Consider the following 21,954-nt stretch of genomic DNA (forward strand, 5'->3'; position numbering starts at 1 on the left):
AGACTAATTTCAACGATGTCAAAGAACTCGATTATCCCCTCTTGGAGGGACTATTTGATTAATATTAACTTCGTCCCAATTTTAACGGGACACTAATGAAAATCGTGTAACACACGAATCGCATTTTGTTGCTTGCGTAATCCGTAAAGATTATGACAATCAACGTCGTATGTCGCAGAGACGCTATCAACAGAAACCGTTTAGCCCCTCTTGCTCTTGTCTTTACCCATGACCGCCGCCGTAAGTTCGTCGGTCTGGGCATTTCGGAAGCTTTGGTGCATTGGGATTTCGACAAGCAACAACCTACCGCCGACTGCCCCGATAGAGCAGAAATACAGTTTCAAATAACCTCCAAGATACGTGAATACGAGAAGAAAATCAAAAAGTTGGAGGTGCTGGAAATTCCCGTTACATTCGATACGCTGTTTGAACAGAACGGCAAACGAATCAACTGCACGGTCGGGGAGTACTTCAAACAGATTATCGAACGCTTGGAAAAAGTCGAAAAGTACAGTTCCGCCAGCAAACATAAGGTAACGTTGGTCCTTGTGTCGCAATTCCGCTCGGTCAATATGCGTTTTGATGAATTGGATTTGACGTATTTAAGGGAGTTTGAAATCTTCTTGAGTCAAAAGGGTAATGTAAACAACAGTTGCAATTATGCAGCATTCCAATACTGCCGGTTGTATCTTATTGAAATTCTACATCAAACCACAACACACTGCAAATGTATACAATTTACTTTATGTTGTATCTTATCGAAATTCTACATCAAACCACAACATGAGCCACTGGCGAGCCACATCCCAAGGTGTTGTATCTTATCGAAATTCTACATCAAACCACAACAATCCGCCGTTCTTTTTATTCGGTAGATAGTTGTATCTTATCGAAATTCTACATCAAACCACAACAACAGACGATCAAATTACAATCGAATTCTGTTGTATCTTATCGAAATTCTACATCAAACCACAACGATCTTGAAGGTCTTTCGAATCGTCCTCCGTTGTATCTTATCGAAATTCTACATCAAACCACAACAACTTTTCACCCTTGTCAAAATCAGAGGGCGTTGTATCTTATCGAAATTCTACATCAAACCACAACGACACGTTTCGCAACCAGATCGACTTCGGAGTTGTATCTTATCGAAATTCTACATCAAACCACAACTTCGTCTAGAACGCGAGCTCTCTCGTTGTAGTTGTATCTTATCGAAATTCTACATCAAACCACAACAGCATCAGAAAGCGACCGAGAGGGCTGCGTGTTGTATCTTATCGAAATTCTACATCAAACCACAACGATTCCGCCGTATCCCGTAGAGCGTCGTATGTTGTATCTTATCGAAATTCTACATCAAACCACAACGATGACTGGGAGATATTTTTTTGTTTTCAGTTGTATCTTATCGAAATTCTACATCAAACCACAACCAGTACTTCCCCATGGCTGTAGTTCCTTCAGTTGTATCTTATCGAAATTCTACATCAAACCACAACTTAGGCGAAGGTATCCAATTGAAGCTGACGGTTGTATCTTATCGAAATTCTACATCAAACCACAACAATCCTCGTTACCTGCCAAATCGGAAAAATGTTGTATCTTATCGAAATTCTACATCAAACCACAACACCCCCGCTGCTGTTTTAGGCTCTTCCGGGTTGTATCTTATCGAAATTCTACATCAAACCACAACGGCTTTGTTTGGCTATCAAAGGCTACTCACGTTGTATCTTATCGAAATTCTACATCAAACCACAACGGCTTTGTTTGGCTATCAAAGGCTACTCAGTTGTATCTTATCGAAATTCTACATCAAACCACAACTCCGAAGGCGTCTCTATGTCCGGTGTCTCGTTGTATCTTATCGAAATTCTACATCAAACCACAACGGGGTAGTTGTTGTAAGTGAATGCGTAAGAGTTGTATCTTATCGAAATTCTACATCAAACCACAACGGAGGTTCTCGCTACAGTGACTGGCTGGAAGTTGTATCTTATCGAAATTCTACATCAAACCACAACTTTCGATTTCAGACCTAGGTATTCTCCTGGTTGTATCTTATCGAAATTCTACATCAAACCACAACAGATACAACCTGCGAGTAACTATAATAGTTGTTGTATCTTATCGAAATTCTACATCAAACCACAACTACCCTCAGTACCGTGTTGGGATGTATGATGTTGTATCTTATCGAAATTCTACATCAAACCACAACTATTGCTTTTGAAAGTGTCGGCTATGTGGAGTTGTATCTTATCGAAATTCTACATCAAACCACAACAATAATAGTTACCATGATTGTAAAGTGATTGTTGTATCTTATCGAAATTCTACATCAAACCACAACTACCATATCGGTAAACGCTAATTTTCCCTGTTGTATCTTATCGAAATTCTACATCAAACCACAACCGGCCGTTAGCCAATATGGGACGGAAATAAGTTGTATCTTATCGAAATTCTACATCAAACCACAACATAAAGCCGTGCACCCTTTTCTAATGTGGGGTTGTATCTTATCGAAATTCTACATCAAACCACAACGAGTACCTGCTCGGAGTTCGTAATCGGGGTGTTGTATCTTATCGAAATTCTACATCAAACCACAACCCTGGACATGCTCATCATGCGAATGATATTGTTGTATCTTATCGAAATTCTACATCAAACCACAACGTTGCCCGAGTTATGAATCCGGGGGTCAAAGTTGTATCTTATCGAAATTCTACATCAAACCACAACGCTCAGTTCTCTTTGGTGGTTGGAGAGATGTTGTATCTTATCGAAATTCTACATCAAACCACAACTGCCCACAAAGACCTCTGGGATGACTTTACGTTGTATCTTATCGAAATTCTACATCAAACCACAACAATTTTTCATAAGTTGTATCTTATCGAAATTCTACATCAAACCACAACCCGCCACCGAGTTCGTTTATGGCTGACAGGGTTGTATCTTATCGAAATTCTACATCAAACCACAACTTGGCAGGGCTCAACCAAGACCTCTATGAGTTGTATCTTATCGAAATTCTACATCAAACCACAACGTATGTGCCATACATGAAGTTTCCTTGCCAGTTGTATCTTATCGAAATTCTACATCAAACCACAACGCGGGCATGTTCACTTTGGTAAGTGTCTGAGTTGTATCTTATCGAAATTCTACATCAAACCACAACATATGGCAAGGCTCCCCCGGGGTAATTCTCGTTGTATCTTATCGAAATTCTACATCAAACCACAACCGGTATCTGGGAGATCCTTCTGTCCCAGTGGTTGTATCTTATCGAAATTCTACATCAAACCACAACCCCGAATCGGGTGGAAGTGGTTGCGTTCAAGTTGTATCTTATCGAAATTCTACATCAAACCACAACGTCGGGCCTCATATTGATTGATAAAGTGTTACTTACGGGCTGTCTGCCACTATAAAAATACGAGGATGACTTTACGTTGTATCTTATCGAAATTCTACATCAAACCACAACATTTATGAACCTTGACCGTTTTAGTGTCCGGTTGTATCTTATCGAAATTCTACATCAAACCACAACTAGCGCGGATTCGCCCCTATTCTGCTATACGTTGTATCTTATCGAAATTCTACATCAAACCACAACACTCGCAATGTCATTTCGTAATACTTGGGGTTGTATCTTATCGAAATTCTACATCAAACCACAACTATCTCGGATTCGCTCCTATTCTGCTATAGTTGTATCTTATCGAAATTCTACATCAAACCACAACTGCACCACCGAAATACTCACTTTCGGGGCGGTTGTATCTTATCGAAATTCTACATCAAACCACAACGTCGGGCCTCATATTGATTGATAAAGTGTTACTTACGGGCTGTCTGCCACTATAAAAATACGATCGGGTGTTCCGACGAAGCCAGTTTGATGCATTTTCCGTATTTCAAAGAACGAAAATAACGATTTATCAGAAAAATTCCAATTGTTGCGGAATTTCCGGTTTTGCTCGTTCGCTTTTACCCCAAAAATTTAATATGTCTCCATACTGTTTGTCCGTTACAGCAAGAATACTTGTAAATCCTGTCGGAGGCATCGATCGTCGAACCCGCTTAATGTGAACCTGCATATTCTCCTTCGATGCACAATGGCGCACATAGACTGAATACTGCATCATTGTGAAACCATCTTTTTCCAACGCCTTGCGAAATTGCACCGCATGACGTCGTTCCGTTTTTGTATTGGTTGGCAAATCAAAAAAGACAAACAACCACATGATTCGATAAGCATTCAAGCGTACTTCTGACATTCGACTACTCCAATAAAGGATATGCAATCTTTTTTTGGGTTCCAGCAAAGCATTTAGCCAGGGAAGAGGCTGAAAACATAAGTCCTACTTCGAGAGGTCGCACAACCTTGTCGAAACGAGTATCGACAAACAGGAGCCGCAACAGTTCGCCTTTCACCTTTTTGGTCAGTTGTGTATTCCCGTTTCTGTAAAGTTGGCAGACCAATTCGTCGACATACGGTCGATAGGGTTCCATTACGTCATCGGCCAGCGGAAAGGAGTTGTAACGATTCCGATGGAAGATCCCGAATGCTGGGAACAGTCCGGAGCCCATGATCGCACGGGCCACGGCGGCTCGCAGGATCGTATAGCCGTAATTGAGCAGGTTGTTGGGCGGCGAACCTTCGCGGGAACGGTAAAATTCGGCACCGAACAGTTCTGACCAGTAGATTCTCGCTGCTATGCCCTCCCGGTTGTCGGCGTCGGCGCTCTTGACATTCATGTAGCAGGGTTTCAGTTTGTCTCCGTCATACCCCAGCTTCCGCAGCAAGGCAGCCTGGTTGCGGATTTTGGTCTCGACGATCTGTTTCCAAAGGCCCTTCTTCAGCGGTTCGGATGCAGCGATCTGCATCCGATAATGTTCACCTTGCGTTCTGTTTGAATCCAAATTCATCAACAAGGCGTTCGGCATTCGGTTCTCTCCGCACAGGATAACTGCCACGTTGTTGTCCGACAGCGCATTCAAGAGCGGCAGCGTGATGGAGGTCTGCTGGTCCTCCAGCACCACGAAGCCGATATCCTCGATCGGGATGCTTTTCCGTTGGTCGGGGGCCTCGCGCGTGTGGATGATCATCTGGCCGTTGCGCAGGCTCAAACAGTAGGGTGTCGAAAAAAACAAGGTTCGTTTCAGCATGGCCGGTCATCTTTGAATTTTATCTCGCCCGTTACGGTCAGTTCGAAATCATAACCTTCCACCAACATGTTAAAATTGGAAACGCTGAGGCGCAATTTCGGTGATGGATTGGATTGGCAGAATTGAGAGGTCCCAGCTCCATATAAGGAGGTAAGTGTTTTCTGATCTCGGGCCTCCTGATGAAAGAGGAACTGTACCCGTCCTTCTGCAGCCATTGCTGTTACCTTGTAGAGTCGTTTTACCAACTCCTTGCGGGTACATTCATAAAGTTCTGCCGGGGTATTTTCATAAAACAGGACCATGGTCCCCGTTTTTAAGATGTATTTCAAGGGGAAACCGTTCGTGTCGGTCTGCGGTACCAGATCGGGGCGGGCTTCCCGGTCAGCGCTGGCTTTGAAATATTGGGCAGCTTCGAGGTTGCTGACGAGTTCAAAGGTGCGTTTCGTTTTGCCCTTTTTGTCCTGGCCCTCATAGATGACCGTGCAATAGTTCCCCTCATTTACGACATGATAATCCCGCTTGTACTCTTTTGCAGATAGGTCGCGCTGTTTTTTTAGCGCGATCGGATGTTTGACACTCGGTGTGAAGATCCGCACCTTGCGGATGGGAATGCCCTTTTCCCGGTTCATCCAGATCGTGTATTCATCGGGATTCATCGCCGTCTTGAATCCGACCTCGTCGATTGCCTCCCGTACGCGATCCCGGACTGCATCGTCGATAATCTTGTCGATGTCCGTCGGCTGTAACTGCGCGAGCGATTTGCGGATGACATAGCGGATCTCTCCATCCTGCTTAATAGCGCCGTAGAAGGTATCCTGATGCAACCGGCAGCGAGCCGTGTCTCCTTGCTGGTAGATTGGTTCCCCGTCGGCATTCAACTTTATCCGGCCGCGAACCCGTAACTTCCTGCGCATCTGTTTGGTCATGTTGTCGGGCGTGTGGTGGGCAACGAGCAGTTCGTCGGCCGCCGCCTTGACATCTTCGGTAAAGGTCGGCCAGGGTTTCTCGAAGCGGGGTTTGCCGCTTTCGCCGTAGCCGTATCGCTCCTCGTCGGCGACATATTGCGCCCAGCGGTCGTACTCCCGGCGGCCGATACAGGCGATCGTGATGGCGTCGATGCAGTGGTGGACGTGGTTCGTGCGCTCCTTGCGGGCATACTCCTCCTGCAGTCCCCACATCTTGCGGAACGCGGCGGTCGTGGAACCTTTGACCGTATAGATTCGGTCAAAAACCGTCTTCAGATAGAGCCGTGCATATTTGCCGATGATGCCGATGTCGACTCCCTGCCGATTGCTGAATCCTTCGGGAATCTCGGCCATGGTGAAGCGTTCGTATTTCCCGCGCCAGTAGTCGAGTTGCATCTGCAAATAGTGACGGCGCTGAATGGCGTCGTCCTTTTCGGATTTAATCGCTGCGCTTTTGCTCCTGCGAACCTGGGCTTCAATCTGCTTTTGCAGACTCTCCATTTTTTCCCGCCAACCAAACGATTCGATCCGCTCCATGATCTCGACATGGTTGGACAACTCGGCCGGCAGTTTCGCCCGTTTTGTCTCCCGGTTGAACCGGTTTTCGCAGAGCGTCTTGTTCATCTGCGAGTCATCGCCGCCGCGAGCCTGCGGGAGCGTGTGCTCGATGTCGAAATCCGGAGCCGACCCGACGAAGTCCGAAATGCGGATTTGCCGCCCGGTATAGGGACAGACGTGCTGCTGTTCTTCCCACAGCCGGTATTTCAGCACTTCGTCGTCCGAGGGTTTTATCTCGCGGCCGGTTTCGGCGGCATACTGGCTGTGGATCTCTTCGGCATATTTCCGATTCTCAACCTCCCGTTCCCGCTGATACTGCTCGATGGCCTTCCGCCTGTTCGCATCATTGAGTCCGCGGGCGAATTCAATCCGGATCTTCGTGTCTCGGTCGATCCTGCCTTCGCGTAACAGCGTGTTTATCAGGTTGCGCAATCGGAACAGGGCCCGCATGGCCATCGGGTTGCGAATGGTCGCAGTACGTGGAGAGCCGAGTTGCAGAATGCCATTTGCCTTGGGTTGCGCATCCGGATAGGTCTCGATTTTCGAGGGATGATAAAGACGGATCAGACGAGAGGCATCCAATCCATGATCGCTGAAATAGTCGGCAATGCGGTGCTCCTTTGAATCGAACTTGTTATACGGATTTCGCTTGTAGTCAAGCAGCAGCGAGGCGATGTCCTGTTCGATTTCATGCCGACGGCTTTCGTCGGCATAGACCTCCTTCGGAAGTGCCGCCCGCAGGTTGGCCAGGAATACCGCCTCGTCGTACCGATAGCCACAGCGCAGATAGACCAGAATCTTGCCGATGGCATTTAGGCTCAACGCCGCGTAATCCTGCGGGAGTTTGATGGCTGCAAACGCTTTGGCTTGTTCATCCGTGAGTTGCAATTTTTCGCAGGCCCAGCTACGCAGCCGACCTTCGTCGTTGAACGAAAAGAGGGCGTGCCATACGTCATTCAACATCTGGTCCTCGTTTTTTCCTGCTCCAAGCAGGTAAAGGCTGCGAATCTCCGTAATCCAGTCGTCTCCGAAGATCGCTTGCAGCGATGCCGTGACGGGGCATCCCGATACGGTGGCCGTGCGGGCGAAATTGAAACGATAAGGAGCTTCTGTACGCTCCTCTTTGCAGGCATATTTCCCTTTGCCGGCGATTCTGCGGGCGATCTCTTCGAAATCGAAATAAGGCTTGCTTTTCCGGAAGAAGAGCGAACGAATCGTCTCGAACTCTTCCTGTGTCAAAGGTCGTGGAGCATTGTCGCCCGGTCCTGTAATCCGGATGTTGTTGACGAACGACAGCATCCGGAACTCCTCAAAACGGGGATGCGAAACGGGGCACCGACTCTTCGTCGGCTCGAAGGTGCATCGGCCGACTGACCCCTTCTGCGATTTGAGGTCGCGCTGGAAAAAGATTGCCCGATGCAGCGCCTTACGCCATTCGTCGGGCAATTGCTGCCGGTCGCAGATGGCATTGAACTCGGCCAGGTAGTGTTCGTTGCGCGAGGTGTATTTGTCGCGGATTCGTTCCTTGTGTTGGTACAGTCCGTAGAAATATTCTCCGAGGTACCGACACCCTGCCGCTGCTATTTCAGCCGACAGATTTTTGATACACTCCTTGACCGTGCCGTCTTCTTTCTCATTTCCTGCTTCCTTGCGATTGCTGAGGAATCCGCGTCGCTGTGCCAAATGATAAAGCGCCCGGCCAAGCAGCCAGCGCTGTGTGCGATTCCCGAGATCGAGCCGCTCGGACAGGGCTACATAACGATCGTGGTAAGGATTTCGATCCCCATTGTCGTCGGTTCGCTGCCAACGGAGGAATTCATTGTCCTGCGGGTAACGTTTCTCTTTTTGCCAGGCGGTCAACAGCTCCTCGGGCAACGGCGGGCAAAGGTCGTAACGGATGAGTATTTTGAGCAGTTCGATTTTTCGCAGACGCCGCCGGAAATAGTGGCGGCGCAGTGCCCGGGCGCTCGTCCGATCCTGAACGGCAGGTTTTTCATTGTTTTTGTCGCGGGCAACTCCCTCCTGGAAAATGTCTACACCTTTGTCAATCAGCGTATATTCGTTCTCCGATTCATCGACAAGGGCCCATCCCAGTGAGTTGGTGCCAAGGTCCAAACCCAATACTTTTGCCATATGAAGAAAGTGTTTTCTGTAAAATTAAATAAAAAATTGCAGAAATTCATCTTTTTTTACTATATTTGTGGTGTAAGAATTCTACATCTTATCACAATAAGGCTATATGCCGAAGGTTTTCAACCTATTGTCTCCGCGTACTCCGTGGAGACTTTTTTTATATTTCGTGAATAATTTAAAAACCGTCGGTTGCTATTGCGGAGTGTGCCGGCGCTGTGGCTTTTTGCCTTCGGGAGTTCATGGTGCCGAAAACAGAAGGTCGCATGTCGGACCGTCCGCCACTCGCCGTGCGACGCACCGACATGAAGCATCTCCAATTGCAGCGTTCATCAAGGGCATATCGTTGGAATATGCAGGAATACTTTATATCGAGACTCTGAAACCGGGAAAACACGCGAATAGAAATTCAGCGACGCCTTCTGTTTCCGGGCGCATTCGTGCACGAGGCTCTGCCGCGGGCGGACGATGACGAACCGGATAAAAAGCGCACCCCGAAATCCCTTTCCGGATTTTCGGGGTGCGCTTCATTCGGGCGGGCGGCTGTCCGGCGCGTTATCGGGCGGGATGTTCCGGGCGTTTGCTGAAAATGGCCTTGATCCGGTCCATGTCGAACTTGGCCGAGCGGTCGTAGCAATAGATGCCGTTCTGTTCCTGTTCCACGTCCGTGAGCTGGGTGTAGCAATAGCCCCACACCTGTCCGGAGAGCGAGAGCAGCGCGTCTACCTGGCCTTCGAGCCGCGTGTAGAACTCTTCGAGCGTACGGGGCGCCTGTCCGTAACCCCACGATTCGGTCTGGGAATCCGTGGCCTGCTTCTCCTGGTCCTTCACCCATTTGATGCCGCCGAATTCATCGACCAGGTAGGGGCACGAGCCATCGTACTGCGGCCAGGCGTAGTTTGCGGTCGCCTTCACCTCGTTGAATCCGATGTTGCGCGTCTGGTCGCGGGTCGTCCGCAGGCGGGGATGGAAGAACGTGCCGTCGCTGAAGATTTTCTCTTTCAGTTTGGCCGGGTTCTGCTCGTAATTGTGGACGGCCCAGATGTCGGTCCTGACGACGGCGCCGCCGCTGACGGTGTTGACGGGGCGCGTCGGGTCGAGGCGTCCCGTCAGGTCGTAGACGTCGGAGGCGAAGCGCGGGAACTGCGTGTTGTCGGGCCACCACTCCTCGTTCATCGGCGTCCACGTCAGCAGCGAGGGGTGGTTCCGGTCGCGGACCACGCATTCGGCCCATTCGGAGAGGAAGTTGCGGGCCGTCTCCACGTCGTTGGCATCCATTCCCCAGCTGGGGCTTTCGCCCCAGGTGATGTAGCCGAGTCTGTCGGCCCAGTAATAGTAGCGTTCCTCGAAAACCTTCTGATGCAGGCGTGCGCCGTTGAACCCGGCGGCCAGTCCCAGCTCGATGTCGCGGCGCAGGGCGTCGTCCGACGGGGCGGTCCAGATACCGTCGGGGTAGAAACCCTGGTCGAGCACCAGCCGCTGGTAATAGGGTTCGTTGTTGAGGTAGATTTTGTTGCCTTCGATGTGGACCTTGCGCATCCCGACATAGGATTTCACGGCGTCGAGCACCTGGCCGTCGGGGGCGACCACCTCGTAGGTCAGGTCGTAGAGGAACGGGTCTTCGGGACTCCAGAGCCGGGCCTTTTTGACCGGGATGACGACGACGCTGCTGTTCGACGCCCGGACCTGCCGCGTGCCGACGACCTTGCCGCCGTCCCGAAGGGTCACCCGGAGCGTGTTCGGGCTTTCCCGGAAGAACTGCGGGGCGACGATCAGCTGCTGCTGGTCGATGTCGGTCGTCATTTGGACGCGTGCGAGGGCCTCGGGAGCCACGGCCTCCATCCACACCGTCTGCCAGATGCCTGTCGTGCGGGTGTAGTCGCAACTGTGCGAGGCGTATTGCAGCGACTGTTTGCCGGCAGTCTGTTTGCCGCTGCGCAGGTCGCTCGTGGCGAAGACGACCAGACTGTGGCTGCCGCCCGGCTTCACGAATGCGGTGATGTCGTAGGAGAACGACGTGCTGCCTCCGAAGTGGCGGCCGACGAAGCGGCCGTCGACATACACCTCGGAGGTGTAGTACACGGCTCCGAAGTTGAGCATCACGTTGCGTCCCGACCAGTCTGCCGGAATGTCGATCGTACGCTGGTACCAGATGCGGCCGATGAAGTCCGTGTGGCCGACGCCCGAGAGCTTGCTCTCCGGGGCGAACGGCACGATGATTTTGCCGTCGAATCCCTTCGAGCCGGCGTAGCCGCGTTCCAGGCCGCTTGCGCCGAAATCGAACGTGTAGGTCCATTCGCCGTTCAGGTTGATCCAGTCCGTCCGCTCGAACTGCGGGCGGGGATATTCCGGGCGGGGGATCTGCGAAAACAGACACGCGGCCTGAAGCAGGAAAAAGAGGGTGATTGCGGTTTTCTTCATGGTTGTTTTTGGTTGGTTTGCTTGTTTTCGGGGTGGTTATTCCGGTGCGATGTCGAACCGGTCGGGCGGCTCCGTGCGCTGCGCCCCGGCGAGCGGCGGCAGCATGCCGCAAGGGAGCAGCAGCAGGATGTGCGCATGTTTCATGGCTTCGTCTATGGGTTTGCTGTGCCGAAGTTACGAAACTTTTTCGGAATACGGAGCGGGTCAGAGGTTAATTTTGCAGGGGGACAGGCTGAAGACCCGAAAAAAATAGACTATATTCGTACGATCAAAACTGCCCGACTGATAGGAAAAAGAGACTCTTGCACTGTTGGGGACCCTGCACCTTCGTCGGAGCGCAGGTCCCGTGGCCGACGCTTTTCAACGGCCGGAACCTGAAAGGCTGGAAGACGGTCGGCGGGACGGAATCGTTTTTGTGTTATATTTACGGATAAAACGAATGCGGTTATGGAACGGGAGAACGTCTTTCATATCAAAAACATGGTTTGCAACCGCTGCATTCTGGTCGTCACCCGGCTGCTCGAAAAAGCGGGGTTCACGCCCCTCGATGTCGGACTGGGAACGGTCGTCGTGCAGGAGAAGCCCGGCCGGGAGCAGCGGGAGGCGTTCCGCAAACTGCTCGAAGCCTACGGGTTCGAACTGATCGACGACAGCCGGATGCGCCTCATCGAGCAGATCCGGACGGCCGTGATCGAATTGGTGCATTACAGCGAAGATGCCTCGAAAGTCAACCTGTCGGATTACCTGCGCGAACGCTGCCACCGTGATTACAGTGCGTTGAGCAAGCTCTTTTCGGAGGTCAACGGCATCAGCATCGAGAAATACTTCCTCGCCCAGCGGATCGAGCGGGTCAAGGAACTGCTGGCCTACGGCGACCTGACCGTCAGCGAGATCGCCGACAAACTCCGTTATTCGAGCGTGGCGCACCTCAGCGCCCAGTTCCGCGCCCAGACCGGGATGTCGCCCACTGAATTCCGCCGGCTGAAAGGACGCGGCCTGAAACCGCTGGATGAAGTGTAGGTATAAATCATATCCATAATTCTGTAACACCCGGAGCGTGTCGGGACCTTACCTTTGTTCCCATGGAAAAGAGTAAGATCATCACGAATACGTTCCCGGTCGCAGGCATGAGCTGCGCTTCGTGCGCAGTCCGGGTCGATAAGGCGCTCAACGGCCTGCCGGGCGTCGAGTCTGCGCATGTGAACTACGCTTCCGCTACGGCGCGGGTGGACTACCGTCCGGGGGAGTGCTCTCCCGGGGTGCTGAAGCGGGCCGTGCAGGCGGCCGGTTACGACCTGCTGACCGACGCGGAAGGCCCGGCGGAGGACGAGGCGGCGCACGTCCGTGCGGCGCATTACCGGGCGCTCAAACGGCGGACTCTTTGGGCGGCGGGGCTTTGTCTTCCGATTGTGGCCGGAGGCATGCTGTTCATGGACGCTCCGGCCGTGAAATACGCCGTGTGGGCGCTCTCCACCCCGGTCGTTTTCGGACTGGGACGGGAGTTCTTCGTCAACGCCTGGAAACAGCTCCGCCACGGGGCGGCCAACATGGATACGCTGGTTGCCGTCAGTACCGGAATCGCCTATCTGTTCAGCCTTTTCAACCTGTTTTTCCCGGAATTCTGGCTGTCGAGGGGCATCGAGCCGCACGTCTATTTCGAGTCGGCGGCCGTCATCGTCGCCTTCATCCTGCTGGGGCGGCTGCTTGAGGAGCGGGCGAAACGCGGCACGACGACGGCCATCGCGAAACTGATGGGCCTGCAACCGAAAACCGTCACGGTGATCACCCCTTCGGGCGAACGCTCCGTGCCCGTTGCGGAGCTTCGCGCCGGGGATCTGGTCGCCGTGCATCCCGGCGAACGCATCGCCGTGGACGGCACGGTGGCCGAAGGCGCGTCGTATGTCGACGAGAGCATGCTCAGCGGGGAACCGCTCCCCGTCTGCAAACAGGAGGGTGCGGCGGTGTTCGCCGGAACGATGAATGGCAACGGTGCGTTCCGTTTCCGGGCCGACAGGGTGGGGCAGGACACGGTGCTGGCCCGGATCATCCGCATGGTGCGGGATGCGCAGGGCAGCAAGGCCCCCGTGCAGCGGACCGTCGACCGGATCGCCGGCGTTTTCGTTCCCGCCATCATCGTCCTCGCCGTGCTGACCTTCGCGGCGTGGATGCTTTTCGCGCCGGAGGAGGGCTTCACCCGCGGGCTGCTGGCGCTGGTGACCGTGCTGATCATCGCGTGCCCCTGTGCGCTGGGTCTGGCGACGCCCACGGCCCTCATGGTCGGGATCGGCAAGGGCGCCGGACAGGGCATCCTCGTCAAGGACGCTGCGAGCCTGGAGGTGGCCCGGAAGGTCGACACCGTGGTGCTGGACAAGACCGGAACGCTCACCGAAGGCCGTCCGTCGGTCGTGGACGCTGCGTGGACCGAAGGGCCGGAGACGGCGCGGCGGATTCTGTTCAGCCTCGAAAAACGCTCGGGGCATCCGCTTTCGCAGGCCGTCGTCGAATCGCTCGGCGGGGAGCGGGACGTTCCCGTGACCGGGTTCGAAAGCATTCCCGGACAGGGTGTCCGGGGCGTCGCGGAGGGGCGGACCTGGTATGCCGGGAACGACGCGCTGCTGTCCCGCCACGGCATCGTGCCCGACGCCCGTCTGCAACGGCTGGCCGAAGGGTGGATGCAGGAGGCGAAGACCGTGGTTTGGTTCGCCGATGAGGAGCGGACGCTCGCCGTGCTCGCCCTTGCCGATGCGCTGAAACCCTCGTCGGCCGGGGCCGTCGCCCGGCTGCACGCGCTGGGCATCACGGTCTGGATGCTGACGGGCGACAACGCCGGTTCGGCGCGCGAAACGGCCCGGAAAGCCGGGATCACCCGTTTCCGGGCGGGCGTCCTGCCGCACGAAAAGGCCGGATTCGTCCGGCAGTTGCAGTCCGAAGGCCGGACGGTGGCCATGGCCGGCGACGGGATCAACGACAGCGCGGCTCTCGCGCAGGCCGATTTGAGCGTCGCCATGGGGCGGGGGAGCGACATTGCGATGGATACCGCGATGGTGACGATCCTCTCGTCGGACCTCCGGAAAATCCCGGAGATGATCCGGCTGTCGCAGCTCACCGTGCGGACGATTCGCCAGAACCTCTTCTGGGCCTTCATTTACAACCTCGTCGCCATTCCCGTAGCGGCCGGGGCGCTCTATCCCCTCTGGGGGTTTCTGCTCGACCCGATGATCGGCGGGGCGGCCATGGCCTTGAGCAGCGTGAGCGTCGTGGCCAACAGCTTGCGGCTGAAACGCCGGCGGATCGGCGATGAGTGTGAACATGACGAACCGGTTGAAACCGAAGAAAAGATGAAAAAGGAATTTATCGTGGACGGCATGACGTGCAATCATTGCCGGATGCATGTGGAACATGCGCTGAACGCCCTCGACGGCGTGAAGGCGGTCGTGACGCTGGACCCTCCGGTGGCCGCCGTGGAGTTCTCCGGGCCGGAAATCGGCCTCGGGGAGTTGCAGAAGGCCGTTACGGAGCGGGCCGGGGAGTATACCCTGCGGGCGCGGTGACGACGGACGCCCCTGCGCAGGCGGGGCGTTTTTTTTCGTGCCGGGCCGCATCTTTTCGGCGAATATCCGGCGGAAAATGCGTTTTAGCATTAACTTTGCTGTCGGATTGTGTAAAGTATGCTGATGGAGACTCTTTCCCGTTGGATCGGCGGCGTGAACGACGTGCTGTGGACCTATGTGCTGGTCGCGGCGCTCTTGGGGTGTGCCGTGTGGTTCACCCTGCGCACGCGGGGCGTGCAGTTCCGCCTGCTGGGCGAGATGATGCGCGTGCTGGGCGAGTCGGCCGGAAGCGGCCCGAAGGGCGAGCGGCACGTCTCGTCGTTCCAGGCTTTCGCCGTGTCGCTGGCCAGCCGCGTCGGCACGGGGAATCTCGCGGGCGTCGCCACGGCCATCGTCGTCGGGGGACCCGGCGCGGTCTTCTGGATGTGGGTCATCGCCCTTGTGGGCGCCGCGAGCGCTTTCGTCGAGTCGACCCTCGCACAGCTTTACAAACGCCGCGGCAGGGACTCTTTCATCGGCGGTCCGGCCTACTACATGGAACGCGGCCTCGGGCGGAGGTGGATGGGCGTGCTGTTCGCCGTGCTGATCTCCGTGACCTTCGGATTCGCCTTCAACTCGGTGCAGAGCAACACGATCTGCGCCGCGTGGGAGGGAGCTTTCGGCGCCGATCATGTGTGGGTGGGCGTCGTGCTCACGGCGCTGACGCTGCTCATCATCTTCGGCGGCATACGGCGCATTGCGCGTGTCAGCGGCGTGATCGTCCCGATTATGGCGCTGGGGTACATCGTGCTGGCGCTGGGCGTCGTGCTGTTCAACCTCGGGTGGCTGCCCGAAGTGCTGGAGCTGATCGTCGCCGACGCTTTCGGCTGGGAGCAGACGCTGGGAGGCGCGGTCGGCGCGGCGTTGATGCAGGGCATCAAGCGGGGACTTTTCAGCAACGAGGCCGGTATGGGTTCGGCCCCGAACGTCGCCGCCACGGCTCACGTTTCGCATCCCGTGAAGCAGGGGCTTATCCAGACCCTCGGGGTCTTCACCGATACGCTCGTCATCTGCACCTGCACGGCCTTCATCATCCTGTTCGGGGGCGTTCCCGACGCTTCGCTCAACGGCATTCAGCTGACGCAGGCGGCTCTGGAGAGCGAGATCGGTCCTGCGGGCGGGGTGTTCGTCGCCGTGGCGATCTTCCTGTTCGCCTTTTCGTCGATCATCGGCAATTATTACTACGGCGAAGCCAACATCCGCTTCATCACTCCGCGGCCGTGGGCGCTGACGCTCTACCGGCTGCTGGTCGGCGCGATGGTGCTGTTCGGAGCCTTGGCGACGCTCGATCTGGCATGGAGCCTGGCCGATGTGACGATGGCGCTGATGACGCTGTGCAATCTGGCGGCGATCGTGCTGCTGGGCCGTCAGGCCTTCCTGCTGCTGGCCGACTACACGGCCCAGAAGCGGCAGGGCATCAAAAATCCGGTCTTCACGAAAGACCGGATTCCCGAATTGAAAGACAAGGCCGAGTGCTGGTAGCGCATTACTCCACCAGCCGGCGCGTTACGCTCCACCGCTGCATCAGCCGCACCACCGCCCAGCTCACGGCGAAGGCCCCGCAGGCGATCAGCGCGATGCGCGCCAGCGCGGGAAGTCCCGGAATCCGCTGCACGAGGTCGTAGCCGGCCTGAACGAAGATGAAGTGGCAGAGGTAGATGCCGAACGTCGCGCCCGCCAGCCGCGAGAGCCATGCGCGGGGCCGTGCGGCGGCCTTCTGCACGAGGATGAAGACCGGGGCGGTCATCATAAAGACGTTGATGCCGGCGAAATACCAGACGATTTCGAGGTAGGCGTAGTTGCCCGGGAAATGTTTCTGCATCACCACGTAGCCCAGCCCCGTGGCGAGGTATCCGGCGAGGAAGGTCGGGATGCAGATGCCCAATGTCCTGCGCCAGTTCCATGCGGGCGGGAATTTCACGAGGTAGAAGGCCAGCACGAGGTAACCGGCGAAGCCCGAGACGTAGTGGAACGTGCCGAACTCGTTCCAGTCGCAGACGCCGTAAAGCCCCGTGTTGCCGTAATTGCCCGTGTAGCCCAGCGCCGGGGCCAGCATCTTCACGTAGGGCAGCAGCAGCGTCAGGCCCCAGATCGCGAGGACGCTCTGCAACTCGCGCCGCGAGGCCCGTTCGAGCCACGGGCTGATCAGCGGCATGATCAGATAAAGTCCTATCAGCATATAGAGATACCAGAGCGGCGTGGTGTCGTAGCAGAAGTTGAAGACGAAGGTCCACATCTTGTGCAGCGTCGCTTCGCCGGTGAACAGCGCGGGGTCGATCGACGGGCTGGAGGTCCCGACGTAGCGCATATACAGGTAGTAGAGCACGGGCAGCGTCAGCGACCAGAAGACCAGCGCCAGGAGGACGCGGCCGATGCGCTTGCGGTAGAAAGCCCCCGTTCCGGTCCGCACGGGCAGCAGCAGCACGCCCGACATCATCACGAACAGCGGCACGCAGGCCCGGACGAAACTGCCTGCCAACGCTCCTTGCAGGAAGGTGGCGCGGTCGCTGTCGAACACGGCGACGAAGGCGTCGCAGCTGTGGGAGAAGACCACCAGGAAGCAGGCGATCACGCGCAGGAGGTCCACCCAGCCGATGCGTTCGCGGGCCGGGACGTTCAGGTCGGGAAGTCGGTTCTTCATTGTCGCAGAAATGGATTTCCGGCGAAGGTACGAAAAAAATCCGGGACCGCCGTGCGTTTTCGCCGCGGCGTCCCGGATTTTTGGTTGTCCGCACTCCCTCCGGCGGACGTCCCCTTCGGGTCAGTTGACCACCACCGTCGGGAAGTATTCGCGCAGCAGGGCCGCGGCGCGGTCGAGCTGTTCGGGGGTGTTCTCCCGCACGTCGCGGAGTTTGTACTCCAGCCCCATCGCCTCGTACTTATGCACTCCGAGGGTGTGGTAGGGGAGCAGTTCGACCCGCTCGACCGACTTGTAGCCGCCGAGGCGTTCGCCCAGCGCACGGATGTCGGCTTCGGCGTCGCTGATGCCCGGAACCAGCACGTAGCGTAGCCAGAAGGGTTTTCCGTGGGCTTCGAGCCAGGCGGCCGTGCGGAGCGTCTGCGCGTTTTCGCGTCCGGTGAGGGCGCGGTGGCGTTCGGGATCGGCCTGCTTCACGTCCAGCAGCACCAGGTCGACCAGCCCCAGCAGCTCCTCGACGGCCGGGTTCCACACCCCGCCGTTCGAGTCGATGCAGACGTGGATGCCGGCCTCCTTCAACGACTTTACGAGCGGAACAAGTTCCGCGGCCTGGAAGGTGGGTTCCCCGCCCGAGAAGGTCACGCCGCCGCGCCGCCCGAAGAAGGGCTTCTGGTCGACGGCCATGCGCAGGATCTCCGCAGGGTCGGTCAATGTGCCCGCTCCGGCCTCGATCGTGTCGGGGTTGGCGCAGTAGAGACAGCGGAAATTGCAGCCTTGGAGGAAAACGACGAGCCGGAGTCCCGGCCCGTCGAATGTTCCCATGGATTCGTAAGAATGTACACGAAGCATGATTGTTCCTTGTTTTTGAATAAGGGGGTTCGGGCGCAAACCGGGTTCCGGTATGCAAATCCTGCGCCCGCCCCTAAAAGCGGCTTTTCAAGCCGTTACATCCTTTCGTGGAAGCTGCGGCTGATGACTTCGAGCTGGTGTTCGCGGCTCAACTTGGTGAAGTTCACGGCGTAGCCCGAGACGCGGATCGTCAGCTGCGGATATTTCTCGGGGTGCTCCATGGCGTCTTCGAGCATCTCGCGGTTCAGCACGTTGACGTTCAGGTGGTGTGCGCCCTTGGTGAAATAGCCGTCGAGCATCGTCACGAGGTTCTCGATACGCTCTCCGGCCGTCGGGCCGAGCGATTTGGGCACGATCGAGAAGGTGTTCGAAATACCGTCCTGCGAGTCGCGGTAACGCATCTTGGCCACCGAGGCGAGCGAAGCGATGGCGCCGCTCTTGTCGCGGCCGTGCATCGGGTTGGCTCCCGGGGCGAAGGCCACGCCCTTGAGGCGTCCGTCGGGCGTTGCGCCGGTCTTCTTGCCGTACATCACGTTCGAGGTGATCGTCAGCAGCGACAGCGTCGGGCGGGCGTTCTTGTAGACGGGCAGCTTCTTCAGCTCCTCGCTGAAGTAGTAGACGAGGTCCACGCCCAGGTGGTCGACACGGTCGTCGTTGTTGCCGTAGCAGGGGAATTCACCCTCGATGTCGAAGGCTTCGGTGAGACCCTCGGCGTTGCGGCGGGGCGTCACGCGGGCGTATTTGATGGCCGAGAGCGAGTCGAGGGCGATCGAGAGACCGGCCACGCCGTAGGCGAGATTGATGCGGGGATCGGTGTCGACGAATGCCATCTGGGCCTTCTCGTAGTAGTACTTGTCGTGCATGTAGTGGATGATGTTCATGGCCTCGTTGTAGACGCGGGCGATCTCCTTGAGCACCATCTTGTAGTTGCGCATCACCTCCTCGAAGCGCAGCGGACCCTCCGACAGCGCCGGAATGCCCTTGACCATCAGCGTGCCGGTGTTCTCGCAGCGACCTTCGTTAATGGCCAGCAGCAGGGCCTTGGCCAGGTTGGTGCGGGCGCCGAAGAACTGGATCTGGCGGCCGATGTCCTGGAACGAGACGCAGCAGGCGATGCCGTAGTCGTCCGAGTGGCGCACTTCGCGCATCAGGTCGTCGTTCTCGTACTGGATCGAGCTGGTGTCGGCCGAAACCTTGGCGCAGAAGTCCTTGAATCCCTGCGGCAGCTCGGGGCTCCAGAGAATCGTGAGGTTCGGTTCGGGCGAAGGACCGAGGTTGTAGAGCGTTTGCAGGAAGCGGAACGAGGTCTTCGTCACCTTCGTGCGGCCGTCGTTGAAGCGTCCGCCGATGGCCTCGGTCACCCACGTCGGGTCGCCGGCGAAGATGTCGTTGTAGGACTGCATGCGCAGGTGGCGCACCATGCGCAGCTTGATGACGAACTGGTCGATCAGCTCCTGGGCGAACGACTCGTCGATCGTCCCGTGCGCGAGGTCGTATTCGATGAAGATGTCGAGGAACGACGATACGTTGCCCAGCGACATGGCGGCTCCGTCCTGCTCCTTGACGGCGGCCAGGTAGGCCATGTAGACCCACTGCACGGCCTCCTGCGCCGAATGCGCCGGACGGCTGAGGTCCAGTCCGTAGTATTCGCCCATCGTGCGGATGTCCTTCAGGGCCTTGATCTGCTCGGCGACCTCTTCGCGCAGGCGGATGCGGGCGTCGGTCATCGGGCCGGTGAGGTTGCGGAGGTCCTCCTGCTTGGCCTCGATCAGGCGGTCGGTTCCGTAGAGGGCCAGACGGCGGTAGTCGCCGATGATGCGGCCGCGGGCGTAGTTGTCGGGAAGACCCGTCAGGAAGCCCAGCGAGCGGAACGAGCGGATCTCCTCGGTGTAGACGTCGAACACGCCGTCGTTGTGCGTCTTGCGGTAGTGGGTGAAGATGTCCTTCACCTTCTCGTCGACCTCCACGCCGTTCTCCTTGCAGGCGCGCGATACGACATTGATGCCGCCGAAAGGTTTGATGGCGCGCTTGAGCAGTTCGTCGGTTTGAAGGCCCACGATCAGCTCGTTTTCGCGGTCGATGTAGCCGGCCTTGTGCGAGGTGACGGTCGAAACGGTCTTGTTGTCCAGCGCGCGGACGCCGTTATGCTGACGCTCCTCTTCGAGGGCCTTGAGGCAGAGGTTCCAGATGTGCTTCGTTCGCTCGGTAGGTCCTGCGAGGAACGAGGCGTCGCCCAGGTAGGGGGTGATGTTTGTCTGTACGAAGCTCGTCACGTTGATCTCTTTGCTCCAAAGCCCGTCGATAAAGGTTTTGTTCAGTTCCATAGATGATATTGTTCGTTTTGAGATGATAATTGTCCTATTTCGGTCGGCAAAGATACGTTATTTTTTTCACACCGGCCAAAGAGCGGTTACAATTTTTTATAAAAATTTAAAAAATGCCTACGATCAGGTATTGACGGCGCCTTCCGGGACATGCAATAGTTACAGGAAGGCGTTGCGGCGTTTGTGGCCCTGCTTTTGCAGGGGCGGGAGTGTATAAATACGAAAAACGATGAAAAGATTCTGGATTGCCCTGCTGGGTGCGGGGCTTTTTGCGACGGCGGCGTTCGCCGGCGGTGACGAAGTTCCGGTCAGGATGCACGAACTGCCCGATGCGGCGAAGACGTTGGTGAAAAAGTATTTTCACGACATCGAGGTGGTTTCCGCCACGATGGAGAAGGGCGTGGCCCCGAGCTATGAGGTGAAGTTGGCCGACGGTACGGAGATCGACTTCGACGCCCGCGGCGAGTGGACCGATGTCGAGCGGCCGGGGGGTGTCGTGCCGGACGGGCTGATTCCGCAGCCGATCCTGAAATTCGTGGCTGCGAACTATCCGGGGCGGCACGTCCGGGGTGTCGAACGCGACGGCCGCAACCATGAGGTCTCCCTCGACAACGGACTGGAACTGAAATTCAACCGCCGTTTCCGGCTGGTGGAGACCGATCACTGACGGCCGACGATTGGTGCGGCGGATTACGGCCCGGGGGTTTGAGTTGCGCATCCGGCCCCCGGGTCCCGCCGCTTTGTAAGGTGAAAGGTGTAAGATGAAAGGTGAATTTTTCATTTACAACCTTTCACCTTCGGCTTTGATAAAAAGCGTATCTTTGCAGCGTAAATCCCGATAACGATGGAAGAACTCTCGCTTACGACCCCCGCCCTGCTGTTTTCGGCCGTGTCGCTGATTCTGCTGGCCTACACCAACCGGTTTCTGTCCTATGCGCAATTGGTGCGCACGCTCAAGGAGCAGCATTTGCAGCACCCTTCGAAGGTGACGCGCGCGCAGATCGACAACCTCCGCCGGCGGCTCCACCTCACGCGCACGATGCAGTTGCTGGGCGTCACGAGCCTGTTCCTGTGCGTGGTGACGATGTTTCTGATCTACGTGGGGCTGATGCTGCTTTCGGCTTATGTCTTCGGTGCGGCGTTGCTGCTGCTGGTCGGTTCGCTGGGCGTTTCGATCTGGGAGATTCAGATCTCGGTCCGGGCGCTGGAGATTCACCTCAAGGATATGGAGAACCCGCTTGACAAGCGGGATTCGGAATAATTGTCCGGTCGTGTTCAAGCCGCCC

At 56.2% G+C, this 21,954-nt stretch carries 12 protein-coding genes, 1 pseudogene and 1 CRISPR repeat array; of the genes and pseudogenes, 6 read left to right on the plus strand and 7 right to left on the minus strand.

All coding sequences use genetic code 11. The annotated features are described in order from the left end of the window. Positions 1 to 152: 152 nt before the first annotated feature. Positions 153 to 599: pseudogene (locus BHV64_RS04990) on the plus strand (Arm DNA-binding domain-containing protein); the annotation flags it as partial. 83 nt (positions 600 to 682) lie between these two features. Then, a CRISPR array of direct repeats spans positions 683 to 3,833; the repeat unit is 36 nt; unit sequence GTTGTATCTTATCGAAATTCTACATCAAACCACAAC. A gap of 129 nt (positions 3,834 to 3,962) precedes the next feature. Here BHV64_RS04990 and cas2 read toward each other — a convergent pair. The 4 genes from cas2 to BHV64_RS05010 form a co-directional block, all read right to left on the minus strand. After that, on the minus strand, positions 3,963 to 4,301 hold the full coding sequence (gene cas2, locus BHV64_RS04995; RefSeq protein WP_138266306.1) for a CRISPR-associated endonuclease Cas2: 339 nt from the start codon (positions 4,299 to 4,301) through the stop codon (positions 3,963 to 3,965). Between the two features lie 4 nt (positions 4,302 to 4,305). Then, a complete protein-coding gene (gene cas1, locus BHV64_RS05000) occupies positions 4,306 to 5,193 on the minus strand; it encodes a type II CRISPR-associated endonuclease Cas1 (protein WP_217727483.1) in 888 nt (295 codons plus the stop codon). Beyond that, positions 5,187 to 8,849: a type II CRISPR RNA-guided endonuclease Cas9 gene (cas9, locus tag BHV64_RS05005; protein WP_288115619.1), complete on the minus strand. Its 3,663-nt coding sequence runs from the start codon at positions 8,847 to 8,849 to the stop codon at positions 5,187 to 5,189. The genes cas1 and cas9 overlap by 7 nt, the downstream gene beginning before the upstream one ends. Before the next feature lie 552 nt (positions 8,850 to 9,401). After that, complete coding sequence (locus tag BHV64_RS05010) at positions 9,402 to 11,267, minus strand: glycoside hydrolase family 2 protein (RefSeq protein ID WP_022062598.1); 1,866 nt, start codon at positions 11,265 to 11,267, stop codon at positions 9,402 to 9,404. Positions 11,268 to 11,714: 447 nt separating this feature from the next. Here BHV64_RS05010 and BHV64_RS05015 point away from each other — a divergent pair, with 447 nt between their 5' ends. The 3 genes from BHV64_RS05015 (at position 11,715) to BHV64_RS05025 (ending at position 16,339) form a co-directional block, all read left to right on the plus strand. After that, entirely contained in the window at positions 11,715 to 12,287 is a 573-nt protein-coding gene (locus tag BHV64_RS05015; protein ID WP_171024734.1) for a helix-turn-helix domain-containing protein, read from the plus strand. Positions 12,288 to 12,349: 62 nt separating this feature from the next. Then, complete coding sequence (locus BHV64_RS05020; protein WP_217727482.1) at positions 12,350 to 14,818, plus strand: heavy metal translocating P-type ATPase; 2,469 nt, start codon at positions 12,350 to 12,352, stop codon at positions 14,816 to 14,818. A gap of 123 nt (positions 14,819 to 14,941) precedes the next feature. Continuing rightward, entirely contained in the window at positions 14,942 to 16,339 is a 1,398-nt protein-coding gene (locus tag BHV64_RS05025) for an alanine/glycine:cation symporter family protein (RefSeq protein ID WP_288115620.1), read from the plus strand. Between the two features lie 4 nt (positions 16,340 to 16,343). Here BHV64_RS05025 and BHV64_RS05030 read toward each other — a convergent pair whose 3' ends face one another. From BHV64_RS05030 to pflB, 3 genes are all read right to left on the minus strand, one after another. After that, on the minus strand, positions 16,344 to 17,498 hold the full coding sequence (locus BHV64_RS05030; protein ID WP_217727480.1) for an acyltransferase: 1,155 nt from the start codon (positions 17,496 to 17,498) through the stop codon (positions 16,344 to 16,346). A gap of 120 nt (positions 17,499 to 17,618) precedes the next feature. Next, positions 17,619 to 18,344: a pyruvate formate-lyase-activating protein gene (gene pflA / locus BHV64_RS05035; protein WP_022062602.1), complete on the minus strand. Its 726-nt coding sequence runs from the start codon at positions 18,342 to 18,344 to the stop codon at positions 17,619 to 17,621. 95 nt (positions 18,345 to 18,439) lie between these two features. Beyond that, positions 18,440 to 20,668: a formate C-acetyltransferase gene (gene pflB, locus BHV64_RS05040; RefSeq protein ID WP_015546473.1), complete on the minus strand. Its 2,229-nt coding sequence runs from the start codon at positions 20,666 to 20,668 to the stop codon at positions 18,440 to 18,442. Positions 20,669 to 20,897: 229 nt separating this feature from the next. Here pflB and BHV64_RS05045 point away from each other — a divergent pair, with 229 nt between their 5' ends. Beyond that, entirely contained in the window at positions 20,898 to 21,335 is a 438-nt protein-coding gene (locus BHV64_RS05045; protein ID WP_217727479.1) for a PepSY-like domain-containing protein, read from the plus strand. Positions 21,336 to 21,512: 177 nt separating this feature from the next. Continuing rightward, the gene (locus tag BHV64_RS05050) at positions 21,513 to 21,929 is read left to right on the plus strand and encodes a DUF2721 domain-containing protein (RefSeq protein WP_015546471.1); all 417 of its coding nucleotides are present in this window, start codon (positions 21,513 to 21,515) and stop codon (positions 21,927 to 21,929) included. The last annotated feature ends 25 nt before the right edge of the window (positions 21,930 to 21,954 follow it).

Origin of the sequence: Alistipes sp. 56_sp_Nov_56_25 (assembly GCF_001915285.1) — a bacterium.
Lineage (GTDB): Bacteria > Bacteroidota > Bacteroidia > Bacteroidales > Rikenellaceae > Alistipes > Alistipes shahii.